We start from the raw sequence: 16,616 nt of genomic DNA on the forward strand, positions 1-16,616 counted from the left end.
GTCATTAATAATTGAAATACATTCTTAAACCTGATTGTTGTTGTGTTTTTAAGTCCATGATCCTGTTGTCAGGGGTAGTGCTCCTGTTATTGCTTAGATACTCATAGCTGGAAAAACCCCGATAAGTCCTGTCTTACCTATCGGGTCGAACACATCAAAATTAAGCGTCGAGAACGGCGCGTGAAATAATGATTTTTTGAATTTCTGACGTCCCTTCAAAGATACGCAAAATACGGGCATCTCGTACATAGCGCTCTAGGGGTAGATCGCGAATATAACCATACCCCCCATGCAATTGCAGCGCGGCATCAGTCACAAAACCGGCGCATTCTGCCGCAAACAGTTTTGCAGTGGCTGATTGCAAACTAAAACGCTGTCCAGAATCACGCAGTTCCGCTGCGTTCCATGTCAGCATACGCGCGGCTTCCAGCTGCGTATGCATATCGGCGATTTTCCATTGCGTTCCTTGATAGGCTGCTAGCGGCTTCTTACCAATTTGACGCTCTTTCACCCAGCCTAAAGTGCTTTCCATGGCTGCACGAGCGATCCCCAATGACGTTGCCGCCACTTCCACACGACCTTTATCCAGCACTTCCATCGCCGTATGGAACCCTTTGCCCTCTTCTCCCAGCAATGCCGATTCAGGTAACCAGCAGTTGAGTGCTAACTCATAGATAGTGCTACCACGCAGCCCCATGGTTTTTTCTGGGTGAGAAAATGCCACACCTTCTGTTCCTTTCGGGATCATAAACGCGCTAATGCCACGAGCTCCGGCTTCAACATCCGTTTTGGCATACAGCACAATAAAATCCGCTTCTTTGGCGTTGGTAATATAGTGTTTGTTTCCACGAATGCGCCAACCGCCATTTTCACGGGTTGCTGTGGTACGCATATCCGCGGGGTTTGAACCTGCGGCGGGCTCTGTTAATCCAAACGCACCCAGTAATTCACCACTTGCGGCTTTTGGTAACCAATAATTTTTTTGCTCTTCGGTTCCGCCAATCAGGATAGAATCAGTCGCTAAGAAATGGGCGGTCAATGCGGATGATGTCGAGGCACAAGCTGCTGCTACCGCTTCAACAATCATGCTCATAGCAATACTGCCAATGCCAAAACCACCGTATTGCTCCGGTAAGTTAATTCCCCAACAGCCCATTTCACCCAGCACGGTTAAGCTTTCCGCACAGAAAATTTCTTCTTCGTCATAGCGTTGAGCGTTCGCTTGCAGAATATCGCGACACACTTTTTCAACGGCCTCTACAATGGCGTATTCGGTTTCATTAATATCAAAACTCATTGCATCGTCTCCGCGCTTTTTATTGTTGTGGTTATGGTAGTAGCTGCCGATTTATAGCGTTCATTGCCTTCCCCAAGAACAGGGGCTCTTTGGGTGACTTTCGGTTTCACACCATTAAAGAAAACCGGCTGAGAAATCAGAGGGGTACCGCCATCATTTAAGTGGGTTAATACCTGACGAACTTCGGCATGCTCGCTTTGCGTTGCTTGCTGTAAATTGTGAATCGGTGAGGCTGGAACCCCAGCATTCAGAAGTAAGTCACACACTTCCTCAACACGCTTTGTTCCTGTCCAGCTTTCAATTTCTTGGCGTAGCGCCGCTTGGTTGATCGTACGAACTGGGTCGCTCAAGTAACGCGGGTCTTGGGATAGCTCCGGTTTTCCCATACATTCACAGAAACGTTGGAACAGTTTTTCACTGGCAATCGCAATCACCACCAAGCCATCTTTTGCTTGGTAGGTATCAAATGGCGTTGAAACAGGGTGACGATTACCCACTAAACTTGGTGCTTTACCATTGGCAAATAAATTAGATAGCCCGGTAAGCTGCATACTGAGCAGCACATCCACCATGGCAACATCCAAATATTGCGCACCTTCACCGTGACGTTCGCGAGCAAACAGTGCGCTGCTAATCGCCCATGAAGCAAACACGCCCGCACAGACATCCCCGATGGATTCACCACTGCGCGTAGGACCCGACTCAGGGGAACCTGTCACGCTCATCAACCCAGACATAGCCTGTGCCACAATGTCATAAGCTGGGTAGCTCGCAAGGGGGCTGTTTTGCCCAAATCCTGAAATGCTGGCGTAGATAATGTTGGGATTAAGCTGTTTAACGCTGTCGAAATCGATCCCAAGACGCTTGGTGACGCCGGGGCGGAAGTTTTCCACCACCACATCACTCTCTTTGATCAATTGAAATAAAATCTGACGATCGCCATCGTCTTTAAGATCTAACTCAATGCTGCGTTTTCCGCGATTGATCAGCCCGTAATAAACACTTTCACCGTCAATAAAAGGACCAAGATGACGGCTATCATCACCATGATCAGGCACTTCGATTTTGATCACTTCTGCGCCCAAGTCTGCCATCATGCCCGTGCAGTAAGGCCCTGCGAGCACACGGCTTAAATCAATTACTTTGATCCCAGCTAGCGGTCCGTGTGGTTTTTGAGTCATTGCCGCATTCATCGTGAATTCCTTATGTGAGGCTAAAAGGTGCCGACTCCATAGAGCCGGCATTCGACATTACTTAACCATTGGCAAGTTAAGACCTTGCTGCTTCGCACAGTTAATGGCGATGTCATAACCGGCATCCGCATGGCGCATGACGCCAGTTGCAGGGTCGTTGTGCAGCACACGAGCAAGACGTTTGTCTGCGGCATCGGTACCATCACACACAATCACCACGCCAGCGTGTTGCGAGAAGCCCATTCCAACGCCGCCGCCGTGATGCAAGCTCACCCACGTCGCCCCGCCTGCGGTGTTCAGCAGCGCATTGAGTAATGGCCAGTCAGAGACGGCATCAGAACCATCTTTCATGGATTCTGTTTCACGATGCGGGCTGGCAACTGAGCCAGAATCAAGATGGTCACGCCCAATCACGATAGGGCCTTTTAGCTCCCCATTTTTCACCATCTCATTAAACGCGCGCCCCAATCTTTCCCTGTCTTTCAGTCCCACCCAGCAAATACGCGCCGGTAAACCTTGGAATGCAATACGCTCGCGCGCCATATCCAGCCAGTTATGAAGGTGTTTATCATCAGGGATCAGCTCTTTGACTTTTTGGTCGGTTTTGTAGATATCTTCAGGGTCACCCGACAGTGCCACCCAACGGAATGGACCAATCCCTTCGCAGAACAGCGGACGAATATATGCAGGCACAAATCCAGGGAAATCAAAGGCATTATTCACACCTTCATCTTTGGCCATCTGGCGAATGTTGTTGCCGTAGTCGAACGCGGCCGAGCCACGTTTTTGCATTTGCAGCATGGCATCCACCTGCACTGCCATACTTTTCTTCGCGGCTTTCGTCACTTCAGCTGGCGCAGTTTGTTGCTTGTCACGCCACTGGGCTAATGTCCAACCTTGTGGCAAATAACCGTGTACAGGGTCATGGGCGCTAGTTTGGTCGGTAACTGAATCCGGCGTGATATTGCGTTTGACTAACTCGCTATACACATCCGCCGCATTGCCTAATAAGCCCACGGAGACTGGCTTACCGCTGGCTTTGGCTTCTTCGATATAACCCAACGCTTCATCTAGCGAAGTGGCTTTTTTGTCTACGTAACGGGTTCTTAAACGGAAATCGATACGGCTTTCATCGCACTCAACCGCAATCATGCTAAAGCCAGCCATGGTCGCCGCTAAAGGCTGCGCTCCCCCCATACCGCCTAATCCGCCAGTTAGGATCCAACGCCCTGCTGGGTTGCCGTTAAAATGCTGTTTTGCCAGAGAAACGAAGGTTTCATAGGTTCCCTGTACAATCCCTTGTGAACCGATGTAGATCCATGAGCCAGCGGTCATTTGCCCGTACATCATCAAGCCTTTACGATCTAATTCGTTGAAATGATCCCAATTCGCCCAATGAGGAACAATGTTTGAGTTAGCAATTAAAACGCGTGGCGCGTCTACATGAGTTGGGAAAACCCCGACGGGTTTACCGGATTGCACCAGTAATGTTTGGTCGTCTTCGAGGGTTTTTAAGACGTCTAAAATCTTGTCGTAACATTCCCAGTCACGGGCTGCACGTCCAATACCGCCATACACCACCAAGCTTTGCGGATGCTCAGCGACATCTGGATCTAAGTTATTTTGGATCATGCGGTAGACGGCTTCAGTCAGCCAGCTTTTGCAGCTCTTTTGGCTACCGTGCGGGGCACGGATTACGCGCGTTGAATCTGTACGGTTTAACATTCTTTTATCCCCTATCCATCCACTTGGTTTAACGCAAAATTAACAATTTCGGTTATTTATCATTGTTGAGTTAGTGGCTGCCAGATCATTCTCACACCGTGGGAATATTTAAATTTAACATTAAAATCAATTTGTTAAATAAAATCGAAGAACGATTGAGAACAAATCTTTTTGCCCTGTTTGCTTAGTTGATAATTAAATATATATACATTTAATTCACAAAGTATATACATTGAAATTTGAATTTTTGTCGCTACAGTGGAGAAGGGAGATGGAGAAAAGTTAGACAACAATATCTAGGGTGCTGTTTCTACACAAAAACTTGTATATACATTTGATTTTCTATGCAGAAACAAGCAAATAACAAAAATGGGAGAAGCCTCACATTAAGCTGATAGCCGTTACAGGCGATACACGCGTTTCATACTTAACCTTGTGCATTAATCGCCACCAAATAAAACACCCCATAAATATTCGATATATTTTATGGGGTGTTTTTGCTCGATGCTTGTTAACTGACGATACGGTTAAGTTATTCGCCTAGCTAAGTTATCCACCTAAATAAGCGCTGCGCACCGCTTCATTCGCCAGTAAGGCTTTTCCGGTATCTTCCAAAACAATATGCCCATTTTCTAACACATACCCGCGATCAGCGAGTTTCAATGCTTGGTTGGCATTTTGCTCCACCAAAAAGATGGTCATTCCCTCTTCCCGTAGCTGCAAAATGGTGTCAAAAATTTGCATAATGATAATTGGCGCCAGCCCCAATGAAGGTTCATCCAAGAGCAATAACTCAGGTTGGCTCATCAGCGCCCGCCCAATGGCAAGCATCTGCTGCTCACCACCGGACATGGTTCCTGAACGCTGGCTACGACGTTCATGTAACCTTGGAAATAACGAATAAACCCGTTCAATACGCTCGTGATATTGATGGCGATCCGCAAAAAAACCGCCCATTGCCAGGTTTTCTTCAACGGTCATACGAGAAAATACCCGCCGACCTTCCGGCACTAGTGCAATGTCTTTACGCATAATTTGCGGTGTCGGTAGCTGAGTAATATCCGCACCGTGATAAAGCACCTGACCAGAGGATGCGCGAGGATCACCACATAACGTACTGAGTAACGTGGTTTTTCCTGCACCATTGGCGCCAATCAGCGTGACAATCTCACCTTTTTGAATATTTAAGCTGACATCATGCAGCGCCTGAATTTTCCCGTAATGGGTGGAAACTTGTTTAAATTCCAGCATCAGTAAGCTTCTCCCAAGTAGGCTTTGATCACATCAGGATGCTGGCGAATTTCGTTTGGTGTTCCGTTCGCCAGAGGTGTTCCTTGGTTCACCACATAAATTCGGTCAGAAATCCCCATCACCAATTTCATATCATGTTCTATCAATAGGATAGAGACATTATGATGGGTTCTCAGCTCCGCTATTAACTCATCCAGATCGTTAGTTTCCTTCGGGTTTAACCCTGCCGCTGGCTCATCCAGCATCAAAATTTCAGGTCGCGTCACCATGCAACGGGCAATTTCTAGGCGACGCTGTTGACCATACGCCAGATTCCCCGCTTGGCGGTTAGCAAATTCAGAAAGATTGACCCGCTCTAGCCATTTCACCGCATTATCCACCGCTTCGGCTTCTGCACGGCGAAATGCAGGCGTTTTCAGTAAGCCTGAAAAAATACCGCTTTTCAGATGTTGGTGCTGAGCCACTAATAAGTTTTCAATCACCGTCATCTCTTTGAATAAGCGAACATGCTGGAACGTACGGATCACTCCAAGACGAGCAATGGCTTGACCTGGAAGCCCTTCAAGATGCTTATCTCGATAGAGAATCGACCCGCTCGTTGGCTTATAAAACCCAGTCAAACAGTTAAATATGGTGGTTTTCCCTGCACCATTGGGGCCAATCAGTGAAACAATTTCCCCTTGGTTTAACGTCAACTCCACATTGTTGACTGCAAGCAAACCACCAAAGCGCATGGTTAGGCCACTGACTTGCAATAGCGGTACAGCCGAAGGCTGAATAGACGTCGTCATGCTCCGCCTCCCTGCACATTTTTCAGCTTCATTTGACGGCGCTGCATCGGTAATAAGCCTTGTGGACGCCAGATCATCATCAGCACCATCAATGCCCCCAGCAGCAACATGCTGTATTCATTCAGATCACGCATCATCTCCCTTGATACTACCAAGATGATCGCGGCTAAAATTACCGACATTTGCGATCCCATTCCACCAAGTACCACAATCGCCAGTACAAAGGCTGATTCAGCAAAAGTGAAGGATTCAGGGCTGATAAACCCTTGTCGTGCAGCAAATAATGCTCCGGCAAACCCTGCAAATGTTGCACTGATCGTAAAGGCGGTTAATTTAATGCGCGTCGGGCTTAAGCCTAATGATCGACACGCAATTTCATCTTCACGTAGCGCTTCCCACGCTCGCCCTAATGGCATCCGTAGCAAGCGACTGATCACGATCAAAGTGATCACCACCAGCAACAGCGCCACAAAATAGAGGAAAATGATCCGGTCGCCAGGGTTGTAATCTAACCCAAAGAAGTTATGGAATGTGTCCCAACCATCTTTAGCTGTACGGCTAAATTCTAAGCCAAAGAAAGTTGGTTTTGGCAGTTGGCTGATCCCGTTAGGGCCGCCAGTGATCTCCGTATTATTTAATAATAAAATACGTACGATCTCCCCAAACCCAAGAGTGACGATAGCCAAATAGTCACCCCGTAGCCTCAGCACTGGGAAACCTAATAAGAACCCTGCTAATGCCGCCGTTAAGCCGGCAATCGGTAAACTTTCCCAGAAACCAAAATCATAATAGTGATTGAGTAAACCAAAGGTGTAAGCGCCAATAGCGTAGAAGCCCGCATAGCCGAGTACCAATAAACCTGATAACCCAACCACGACGTTTAAGCCCAGCCCCAGCATCACGTAGATCAGGGTTAATGTGGCAATATCGACGCTGCCGCGAGATACCAAAAATGGCCAGATGATCGCCCCAATAATAATCGCGATCCCGATAATTTTTTGTCTAAGCGAGCCGCCGTCAAAATCCGGTAATGCCCACGATTTTTTGGGCACGCCTTGCCACACTTTGCTTAATGCAGGGCGAATTAATTGATACACAAAGATAATGGCGATGCCGACGCAGATCCAATTCCAACGAACGTCTCCCCCTGATTCCACTATCAGCTTAGTCCCATCGAGGCCTAATTTTAGCCCCATCATAAACACGGCTAAAATAAAGAAAGTGACGGAGGCAATAATGGCACTGATCCAATTTTCTTTTCTCATACTTTTTCGACCTCCGGGCGACCCAGAATGCCAGTTGGCATGATCAACAGAACACCAATCAATAAACCAAATGAGACGACATCTTTATATTCCGTACTTAAATACGCCGAGGTCATGGCTTCCGCTACGCCAAGGATCAAGCCGCCCAGCATCGCGCCTGGAATACTGCCGATTCCACCTAACACGGCTGCGGTGAAAGCTTTCATTCCCGCCATAAAGCCAATATACGGGTTAATTACGCCGTAGAATTGCCCTAGTAATACGCCTGCAACCGCCGCCATCGTTGCGCCGATCACGAATGTCAAAGAGATCACACGGTCAGTGTTGATACCCAGCAGACTTGCCATTTTTAAATCTTCCGCACACGCACGGCAAGCGCGCCCCATACGGGAATAGCGGATAAACAGCGTTAATGCCAGCATCGCAAGGAAGGTCACAATCCAGATGGTCAGCTGCATTTTGGTGACAATGGCAGAGAAGCCATCACTTTCACCTAATACCCACTGCCCAGTAATCAGGCTTGGTAATGCCAGATCGCGAGATCCTTGAGATAAACTGACGTAGTTTTGTAAGAAGATGGACATCCCGATCGCTGAGATCAGCGCTATCAGGCGCTTAGAGTGACGAACGGGACGGTAAGCAACGCGCTCGATACTCCAACCATAGGAGCTTGATACCACAATTGCCGCCACAAATGCCGCTGCAATGAGGATCCACCCCACATCGATACCGAGCATCATTAAGCCCGCAATGACAATAAACGAAACGTAGCTACCAATCATGTACACTTCACCGTGGGCGAAGTTGATCATCCCGATGATGCCGTACACCATGGTATAGCCAATAGCGATCAGCGCGTAAGTGCTTCCTAACGTTAAGCCATTGAGGAATTGCTGAATAAAATACAGAATTTGGTCTGACATAAGATTATCCTTTCAAACTACTGTCCCTCTATGGAGAACAGAAGCTGGAAGCCCGTTACCAAGCTCCCAGCTCATCACTGAATATCATTTCTCAATACAGATGAGAGTTACTCTTGTGCAGTAGAGGTTCCATCTTTGTGCCATTCAAACACACCGAATTCGAAACCTTTCAGGTCACCATTTGGCTTCCAGCTTAATTGCCCCATGACGGTATCCACTGGATTAGCTTTCAGATCTTTCGCCAGCACATCGGGTTCCGTGCTGCCTGTACGCTGCATCGCCGTGGTTAAGCCTTGGATTGCAGCATAAGTTGTCCATACAAATGGTCCTGTTGGATCTTCTTTTTTCTTTTTAATCGCATCGACGATGGATTGGTTAGCAGGGAGTTGATCATAACGTTTCGGTAATGTCACCAACATGCCTTCAGAGGCGTCGCCTGCAATATTCGACAGGGAGGAGTTACCCACACCTTCAGGCCCCATAAAGCGAATGTTCAGACCCGATTGTTTCGCTTGGCGTAAAATTTGCCCCATTTCTGGGTAGTATCCACCAAAATAAACAAAATCGACGTTCTCTTTTTTCAGCTTAGCGACCAGTGCAGAGAAATCTTTATCACCCGCAGTGACCCCTTCAAACATCACTTCTTTCACGCCCGCTTTGTTCAAGCTTTCACGTACTGAGCGAGCCAAGCCTTCACCGTATTGCTGTTTATCATGTACCACTGCGATACGTTTAGGTTTGATTTTTTCGATAATGTATTTCGCTGCGGTTGGACCTTGGTCAGAATCCAAACCTGTTGTACGCATGATCAACTGGTAGCCACGTGTGGTTAAATCCGCATTAGTCGCCGCAGGGGTAATCATCAGAACGCCTTCGTCTTCATAAATATCTGAAGCCGGCTGGGTGGAGGAGGAGCAGAGGTGACCAATAACGTGCTTGATACCATCGTTAATCACTTTGTTGGCGACCGCAACCGCTTGTTTTGGGTCACAAGCATCATCGTATTCCACGGCAACCAATGTATCGCCGTTAATTCCACCCTTCGCATTAATATCCGCAATAGCTTGGCGAGCTCCCGTAAATTCCATATCTCCATACTGAGCAACGGGACCTGACATAGCGCCAACGACTGCAATTTTAATCTCTTTCGCCCATCCTGCTGGGCTTAATGCCATTGCGATACAACCCGCTAATAATGCTTTATTAATATTCTTCATTCGTGCGTCCCCGCCATCAATATTGTGTATGATTGTGAGTGTTTGTGATTGATTTATAATCAATTATTATAGGTGACAGGTTCAATGCCTGATATTTCAAAACATAGCCAATAAGGCTATATATTTCAGACCATTAAACAAGAGAATTATGCTAAATAGCAAATGAATGAGGCAGCTATTTACATCAATTGCAGAATAAAAATCTAATGATAAAACGTGTATTTTTTGTAAATGCTAGTGTTATATTCCGGTTAAATTTGGCTTAATCCGAGGGAAACTCGGAAAATTCATCAATACCAAATTTTTCTCTTTGAAATTAAAAAATCGGTTACAGATCACTCTGCTGTTAGAATAGCGTGCAACATGCACCATGAAATGGATCAAAACAACATGAGACTTACCATCATCCCTCTGGTCAATCCTACTGAGCAACAATACATCGACTTATCGAAGATCTGGCTAGACCAGAATCGAACTCAACTCGAACAAAACCTTGAGTCTGGTGTACGTTTTTATGGAGCGCGTTTTAATGAGCGATTATTAGCGGCGGCTAAAGTGGTTATTTATCAACAACAAGGTACGATCTGTGATTTTAATGTCCGTGAAATCACTCGTCGTCGCGGCGTTGGGTTGTATCTTTTACAGGAAATTTTCTGTCAACAACCTGAAATCCGCCATTGGATCTTTGACTTGCAGGGCGTGGAACCGCAAAACAAAATCGCTTTGGAGAAATTTCTTGTTGCTTGTGGTTTTCAACCCGCCGAAGAAACTCATCATTGGCAGCTAAATATTGAGTCATTAGTATGAAACTTAATAAAATTCATCACGTTGCTATTATTTGCTCCGATTTTGCTAAGAGTAAGCATTTTTACTGTCAGATCCTTGGATTGCAGCTTCTCTCAGAATATTACCGTCCAGAGAATGACTCATGGAAAGCAGATTTAGCTTTTGGAGAGCATTATCAGATTGAGCTGTTTAGTTTCGCCAATCCGCCCAAAAGACCCAGTTACCCTGAAGCGACTGGGTTACGTCATTTAGCGTTTGAAGTGGATAATATCGAGGAATGGATTGCCTATTTGGCACAAAATCAGGTGGTGTGTGAGGGGGTAAGAATCGATCCGTATACTCAGAAGCGTTTTACCTTCTTTGCGGATCCGGATGGGCTACCTTTAGAACTTTATTCCCGTTAATTACTAGGGGAACGAGGGGAAAGGAACAAGTTATCTGCATCTATTTTCCAATCAAAGGAAATAAATGCAGATAACGTTGACGGGCAAGAGACATTACATCTCGTCGTCTTCATCTTCCATAGCAAGACGCAGCTTTTTCATGGCATTCTTTTCAAGCTGACGAACACGCTCGGCAGAAACACCGTATTTGTCGGCAAGCTCTTGCAGCGTCGTTTTGTTGTCATCATCCAACCAACGAGCGCGAATGATATCTTGGCTGCGCTCATCTAATGAGGCTAACGCATCAGCTAAACGGTCAGTTGCATGACTTTCCCAATTATCATCTTCAATGGTATTGGCAAAATCAGAAGACTTATCTTGAAGAAAAAGCACGGGTGCAACGGGACCACCGAAATCACCGCTATCATCGTCATCAGACATATCAAATGCCATGTCTTGCGCCGCCATTCGGGATTCCATTTCCAGCACGTCTTTGGTGCTCACGCCTAGCTCTTGCGCAACCATATCCACTTCTTCTTGGTTAAACCAACCAAGGCGTTTTTTATTCTTTCTTAAATTAAAGAATAACTTACGCTGGGATTTTGTTGTTGCGACTTTAACGATACGCCAGTTACGTAAAACGTATTCATGAATTTCCGCTTTGATCCAATGCACTGCGAAAGACACCAGACGCACACCCACCTCAGGATTAAAGCGACGCACAGCCTTCATCAGGCCGATATTGCCTTCCTGAATTAAGTCAGCTTGTGGTAAACCATAGCCTGCATAGCTACGCGCGATGTGAATAACAAAGCGCAAATGGGATAGAATCAGTTGCTTAGCAGCTTCGAGGTCACCATCGTAATGCAGCCTTTCTGCCAGTTCCTTTTCTTCCTCTGCGGTCAGCATCGGGTAAGCATTGGCAGCTCGCATGTAAGCTTCAATACTTCCTTGTGGAACAAGCGCTAATGATTGCATGTCTTTGGTCATTAAGATCCTCTATGAGTTGTACTGAAATGGGAGAAATTCGATACAGACAAACCGTAGTCTATCAGCTTAGCCGCGTTAAATAAATTATATACAAGAATAGTTAACCGCAGGTCAATATCTGACACATAATTAGAAAAGAAGTTCGCAGAAATTTATTTTTCCCATCGGTGCCAATAAGTTAGCACCGATGAGATCAATTAAATTATTCTGGTCTGAAATGGCGTAAATGTTGTAATGTTGCCAGCCATGCTGCTACCCAGCCCACAATTGCAGACATTAGAATAATCAACAGAGCCTCTTCCCACAACAGCCCTTCAATGTGGAATTGCGTACCAAATACGCTTGCTACTTGCGCCACTAAATCGGACAGCTGCCACACAAGTAAGAATGTCATAATGAGGGCGATCACCGCACCCAATGCGCCTAACACAACCCCGCCATTTAAGAACGGCCGCATGATAAAGCCATCTGTGGCACCAATCAGCTTCATCACATTGATGGTATCGCGACGGGCAAAGATATTTAACCGCACACTATTACCAATCACTAAGAACAATGAAACAATCATCAAAATGCCAATCACTGATGCCACTTGCCCTACCAACCGCGTTAATGCCGCTAGGCGTGAAAACCAGCTATCATCCATTCGAACTTCTTCAATGCCGTTAACTTGGCTAACACGGTCGCGCAGTGTTGCTAGAGCATTCGAACCTTCAAAATCCAGTTTCGGGGTGATAATTGCCACCGCTGGCAGTGGATTCTCTTCTAGCATATCTAATGCGGTGCTAAAGCCAGACCAGCTACGGAATTCAGATATCGCTTGGTCGCGAGATAAGTAATTCACATGAGCAACGCCATCAAGGGCTTCAAGCTGGGTCACCACATTTTGTCCACCTTGCTCATCGAGAGACTTATCCAGATAGACCGTCAACTGAGGCGTCGGGTACCACTGTTCAGCTGCTTGGGAAACGTTCTTCCAAACGATATAACACAGGCTTGGTAACGCTAATGAAATGGCAATGACCATCACGGTTAAAAAAGTTGCCAGCGGTTGACGTAGCATGTCAGCCAGCGCATTTAACCAAGAGTAGCGCCACTGCTCACGCCAGCCGCCTTTGAGTGCTTTGCTTTTTGATTGCATGGCACGTTCTGGCTTCGCTTTGCGGACATTCTTAGCCATGTTGACCTCCAAGCATCCGACCTTCGCTTAAGGTCAATACACGCAAATTACGGCGTTCAATCAACGCAATATCGTGGGTTGCCATTAATACAGTCACACCCACGCGGTTAAACTCTTCAAATAAACGCATAATGCCTTCAGATAACTCGTTATCAAGGTTACCTGTCGGCTCATCCGCGAGAAGCATCGTTGGCTTATTCACCACTGCGCGTGCAATTCCCACACGCTGCTGTTCACCACCAGACAGTTGGATTGGGAAGTTTCTCGCTTTATCCAACAAACCGACTTTATCCAATGCTGCGCTCACGCGTCGGCGAATATCTTCGCTACTTGCACCAGAAATAATCAGTGGCATCGCCACGTTGTCATAAACTGTGCGGTCAAATAACAGATGGTGATCTTGGAAAATCATGCCGATCTGTCTGCGCAGAAAAGGGATCTCTCTGTCTTTTAGTCGGCTGATATCGTGACCATTAAACAGAATATGACCCGCACTTGGGCGCTCAATACCACAAATCAGTTTAAGTAATGTACTTTTACCTGCGCCTGAGTGACCCGTTAAAAATGCCATTTCTCCAGGGCGTAGATGGAAATCTACCCCTTGGAGCGCTTGGCGGCCACCGCGATAAGCTTTACTCACATGTTCAAAGCGGATCATCGAAAATTATTCCTCTCGGGCAAATAGAGCCTCGATAAAGTCATCGGCTTTAAATGGGCGTAAATCTTCAATACCTTCACCAATCCCGATATAACGGATTGGAATACCGAATTGATCAGCGATTGAGAAGATTACGCCACCTTTTGCTGTACCATCGAGTTTTGTCAATGTAATACCAGTTAAACCTACGGCGTCATTGAAAATTTTAGCCTGACTAACCGCATTTTGTCCCGTGCTCGCATCGAGGGTCAGCATAATTTCATGAGGGGCTGACTCATCAAGCTTTTTCATCACGCGGACGATTTTTTTCAATTCTTCCATTAAGTGCGCTTTATTTTGTAAGCGCCCTGCGGTATCGGCGATCAACACATCGACACCTTTTGCTTGAGCTGATTGAATCGCATCAAAAATCACGGAAGCAGGATCAGCGCCAGTATGCTGAGCAACAACTGAAATATTGTTACGATCGCCCCACACTTGCAGTTGTTCAACTGCCGCGGCACGGAATGTATCACCCGCAGCCAACATGACGGACTTACCTTCTGATTGATACTGACGTGCTAATTTACCAATCGTTGTGGTTTTACCCACGCCATTAACACCAACCATCAGAATAACATAAGGTTTTTTACCTTCGATCTCTAATGGTTTGTCTACCGTGGCTAAAATATCAGACATTTCTTCACGCAGCTTACCGTACAACGCTTCGGCATCTTTTAGCTCTTTACGGGAAGCGTGCTGAGTCAAGTTATCAATGATTTTACGGGTAGTTTCAACACCGACATCTGCAATTAATAACTGTTCTTCTAACTCTTCAAAAAGGTCGTCATCGATTTTTTTACCCTTGAATAGACCAAGGAAACCCGAACCTAGATTTTGACGTGTTTTTAATAAGCCTTTCTTTAAACGGCTAAAAAAGCCTTCTTTTTTCGGTTTTTCTTGCTCAACTGGCTGAGCTTTAGCTGCTTCTTCCTCTGCTAAACGTGCCGCCTCGGCCTCTTCTTCTGCTATACGAGCAGCTTCTTCTTCCGCTAAGCGAGCCGCTTCCGCCTCTTGGCGTTCGCGTTCGGCTTTCTCTTCCGCTTCTTTGATAGCGGCGAGTTCAGCTTGGCGTTGACGCTCAGCTTCTTCTTCCGCTAAACGAGCAGCTTCCGCCTCTTGGCGTTCGCGTTCGGCTTTCTCTTCCGCTTCTTTGATAGCAGCGAGTTCAGCTTGGCGTTGACGCTCAGCCTCTTCTTCCGCCAGACGGGTGATTTCCGCCTCTTTGCGCTCTCGATCAGCTTGCTCTTGCGCTAAACGAGCTGCTTCCGCTGCTTGGTATTCACGTTCCGCTTTTTCTTCTGCGGCTTTGATAACGGCTAACTCAGCTTGATGCTGGCGTTCAACTTCTTCTTCGGCAGCTTTAATCGCAGCCTGCTCGATTTGATGTTGGCGTTCCGCTGCTTCTTCAGCTTGGCGTAAAGCCTGCGCTTCTAACGCTTCTCTAGCCGCTTTTTCTTCTGCTATACGCTTTTCTTCTGCCGCTTGACGCTCTTGCTCTGCATTTTCTGCCGCAATGCGCATCGCCTCTAATTGCGCTTTATGCTGGCGTTCAGCTTCTTCAGCAGCAGCCGTAATCGCATCTTGTTCAGCTTGATATTGGCGCTCTGCTTCATCTTCCGCCGCTTTAATTGCATCAAGCTCTGACTGATGTTGACGCTCAGCTTCTGCTGTGGCGGCATCCTGTTGCTCAGTATCATGAACAACATCATTTTTCAGTTCGACATCAGGTTGCTGAGTTTCTTCTTCATTCTTACGACCAAATCCCAACCATGAGAAAAAGCCTTTTTTCTTATCTTTAGCCATCAGCCACTACACTCCTCGCGGTAAAAACATGGCGTTTAAAAATTAAATCGCAATAAAATTACATGCAGTCTATCATTTCATCGCGCAGCAACACATATCTGAAAGAAAAATCGTGACAATTTATTCTTATTTTTCTGTTAAAACCGTGAAACCGAAGCGCTACAATAGTCCCCAATAATTTATACATTCCTCAATGAACTAAGCAACTATACATATTATGGCAAAAAAACCACAAACAGCCTCCTTGGGGCAAATTCGTATCATTGGTGGTAAGTGGCGTGGGCGAAAACTGCCTGTACGCGATAGTGAGGGCTTACGTCCCACCACAGATCGCATCAAAGAAACGCTCTTTAATTGGCTAATGCCAGTGATCCGTGATGCTCGCTGTCTTGATTGCTTCGCAGGTAGCGGTGCTTTAGGTTTTGAAGCCTTATCTCGCTTTGCCGAGCACGTCACGTTTATTGAACTTGATAAACAAAATGCCAAGCTTCTTAGTGAGAACAAAGTTCGCTTAGAAGCTGATAATGCGACCGTTATTAATAACAGCAGCCTCAGCGTTTTCAGCCAAATAGGAACGCCTTATGATGTGGTATTTATCGACCCTCCTTTTCGTAAAGGGCTACTTGGAGAAACCATCACGCTCCTAGAAAAAAATCAGTGGTTAGCTGATGAAAGCTGGATTTATGTAGAGTCAGAAGCGGAGTTACCACTTACTGACATTCCCGCCAACTGGCAGCTACACCGTGAAAAAGTCGCTGGTCAAGTTGCGTATCGTCTGTTTATTCGTCAATCTGTTCATTCATCAAGTATGCAGGGAGAAAAAGATGCTGATTAATATCGGACGTCTGCTTATGATTTGTGTTTGGGGCTTTATGATCTTTAATATTGTGCATCCATTCCCTAAGCCATTGAAATATTTTATGGATGTCGCAATGGTGTTTATGATTTTCATGCATGCATTACAAACTATCTTCCTAAAAGCTAGCTTACCGAAAGATCAAAAGCTAACAGGGCTCCAACAAACAAAAATTTTCTTTTTTGGCGTATTTGAAATGCTCGCGATGCATAAGAAAACAAAAGCGGCTATTGAAGCCGCTAAAAAGAAATAACCG

At 46.2% G+C, this 16,616-nt stretch carries 16 protein-coding genes; 4 read left to right on the top strand and 12 right to left on the bottom strand.

The window, feature by feature from the left end; translation table 11 throughout:
• Positions 1 to 160 precede the first annotated feature (160 nt).
• The 8 genes from HFU86_RS16555 to HFU86_RS16590 form a co-directional block, all read right to left on the bottom strand.
• Positions 161 to 1,297 carry an acyl-CoA dehydrogenase family protein gene (locus HFU86_RS16555; RefSeq protein WP_187129675.1) on the bottom strand — a complete coding sequence of 379 codons (1,137 nt, stop codon included), beginning with the start codon at positions 1,295 to 1,297 and terminating at the stop codon, positions 161 to 163.
• Positions 1,294 to 2,490, bottom strand: coding sequence for a CaiB/BaiF CoA transferase family protein (locus tag HFU86_RS16560; protein WP_132496622.1), 1,197 nt, complete (start codon positions 2,488 to 2,490; stop codon positions 1,294 to 1,296). The genes HFU86_RS16555 and HFU86_RS16560 overlap by 4 nt, the downstream gene beginning before the upstream one ends.
• Before the next feature lie 57 nt (positions 2,491 to 2,547).
• Complete coding sequence (hutU, locus tag HFU86_RS16565; RefSeq protein ID WP_154599763.1) at positions 2,548 to 4,215, bottom strand: urocanate hydratase; 1,668 nt, start codon at positions 4,213 to 4,215, stop codon at positions 2,548 to 2,550.
• Positions 4,216 to 4,764: 549 nt separating this feature from the next.
• Entirely contained in the window at positions 4,765 to 5,466 is a 702-nt protein-coding gene (gene livF / locus HFU86_RS16570; protein WP_187129676.1) for a high-affinity branched-chain amino acid ABC transporter ATP-binding protein LivF, read from the bottom strand.
• A complete protein-coding gene (livG, locus tag HFU86_RS16575) occupies positions 5,466 to 6,257 on the bottom strand; it encodes a high-affinity branched-chain amino acid ABC transporter ATP-binding protein LivG (protein WP_187129677.1) in 792 nt (263 codons plus the stop codon). Before livG ends, livF begins: the two co-directional genes overlap by 1 nt.
• Positions 6,254 to 7,522: a high-affinity branched-chain amino acid ABC transporter permease LivM gene (locus HFU86_RS16580; protein ID WP_187129678.1), complete on the bottom strand. Its 1,269-nt coding sequence runs from the start codon at positions 7,520 to 7,522 to the stop codon at positions 6,254 to 6,256. The genes livG and HFU86_RS16580 overlap by 4 nt, the downstream gene beginning before the upstream one ends.
• Positions 7,519 to 8,445 carry a high-affinity branched-chain amino acid ABC transporter permease LivH gene (gene livH, locus HFU86_RS16585; RefSeq protein WP_036956017.1) on the bottom strand — a complete coding sequence of 309 codons (927 nt, stop codon included), beginning with the start codon at positions 8,443 to 8,445 and terminating at the stop codon, positions 7,519 to 7,521. The genes HFU86_RS16580 and livH overlap by 4 nt, the downstream gene beginning before the upstream one ends.
• 107 nt (positions 8,446 to 8,552) lie before the next feature.
• Positions 8,553 to 9,662, bottom strand: a complete 1,110-nt coding sequence (locus HFU86_RS16590; protein WP_132496626.1) for a branched-chain amino acid ABC transporter substrate-binding protein — start codon at positions 9,660 to 9,662, stop codon at positions 8,553 to 8,555.
• A gap of 390 nt (positions 9,663 to 10,052) precedes the next feature.
• On the opposite strand from HFU86_RS16590, the gene panM reads away from it, so the two are divergent.
• Together panM and gloA2 are read left to right on the top strand one after the other, a co-directional pair.
• Complete coding sequence (gene panM, locus HFU86_RS16595) at positions 10,053 to 10,469, top strand: aspartate 1-decarboxylase autocleavage activator PanM (protein ID WP_187129679.1); 417 nt, start codon at positions 10,053 to 10,055, stop codon at positions 10,467 to 10,469.
• A complete protein-coding gene (gene gloA2 / locus HFU86_RS16600; protein WP_187129680.1) occupies positions 10,466 to 10,852 on the top strand; it encodes an SMU1112c/YaeR family gloxylase I-like metalloprotein in 387 nt (128 codons plus the stop codon). The genes panM and gloA2 overlap by 4 nt, the downstream gene beginning before the upstream one ends.
• A gap of 93 nt (positions 10,853 to 10,945) precedes the next feature.
• Here the strand turns inward: gloA2 and rpoH are convergent, their stop codons facing one another.
• The 4 genes from rpoH to ftsY all read right to left on the bottom strand — a co-directional run bounded on the left by rpoH (position 10,946) and on the right by ftsY (position 15,504).
• Positions 10,946 to 11,821, bottom strand: a complete 876-nt coding sequence (rpoH, locus tag HFU86_RS16605) for an RNA polymerase sigma factor RpoH (RefSeq protein WP_108478418.1) — start codon at positions 11,819 to 11,821, stop codon at positions 10,946 to 10,948.
• Positions 11,822 to 12,023: 202 nt separating this feature from the next.
• Positions 12,024 to 13,001 (bottom strand): permease-like cell division protein FtsX, encoded by a 978-nt coding sequence (gene ftsX, locus HFU86_RS16610; RefSeq protein WP_132496629.1) that lies wholly within the window; start codon positions 12,999 to 13,001, stop codon positions 12,024 to 12,026.
• Positions 12,994 to 13,659, bottom strand: coding sequence for a cell division ATP-binding protein FtsE (gene ftsE, locus HFU86_RS16615; protein ID WP_036956008.1), 666 nt, complete (start codon positions 13,657 to 13,659; stop codon positions 12,994 to 12,996). Before ftsE ends, ftsX begins: the two co-directional genes overlap by 8 nt.
• A 6-nt stretch (positions 13,660 to 13,665) precedes the next feature.
• Entirely contained in the window at positions 13,666 to 15,504 is a 1,839-nt protein-coding gene (ftsY, locus tag HFU86_RS16620; RefSeq protein ID WP_187129681.1) for a signal recognition particle-docking protein FtsY, read from the bottom strand.
• Between the two features lie 217 nt (positions 15,505 to 15,721).
• Here ftsY and rsmD point away from each other — a divergent pair, with 217 nt between their 5' ends.
• Together rsmD and HFU86_RS16630 are read left to right on the top strand one after the other, a co-directional pair.
• Complete coding sequence (gene rsmD / locus HFU86_RS16625; protein ID WP_132496631.1) at positions 15,722 to 16,339, top strand: 16S rRNA (guanine(966)-N(2))-methyltransferase; 618 nt, start codon at positions 15,722 to 15,724, stop codon at positions 16,337 to 16,339.
• Positions 16,329 to 16,613 carry a DUF1145 family protein gene (locus HFU86_RS16630; RefSeq protein WP_036956002.1) on the top strand — a complete coding sequence of 95 codons (285 nt, stop codon included), beginning with the start codon at positions 16,329 to 16,331 and terminating at the stop codon, positions 16,611 to 16,613. Before rsmD ends, HFU86_RS16630 begins: the two co-directional genes overlap by 11 nt.
• Positions 16,614 to 16,616: the final 3 nt, after the last annotated feature.

This window comes from Providencia sp. JUb39 (assembly GCF_012272845.1).
GTDB classification, from domain to species: Bacteria; Pseudomonadota; Gammaproteobacteria; order Enterobacterales; family Enterobacteriaceae; genus Providencia; species Providencia lanzhouensis.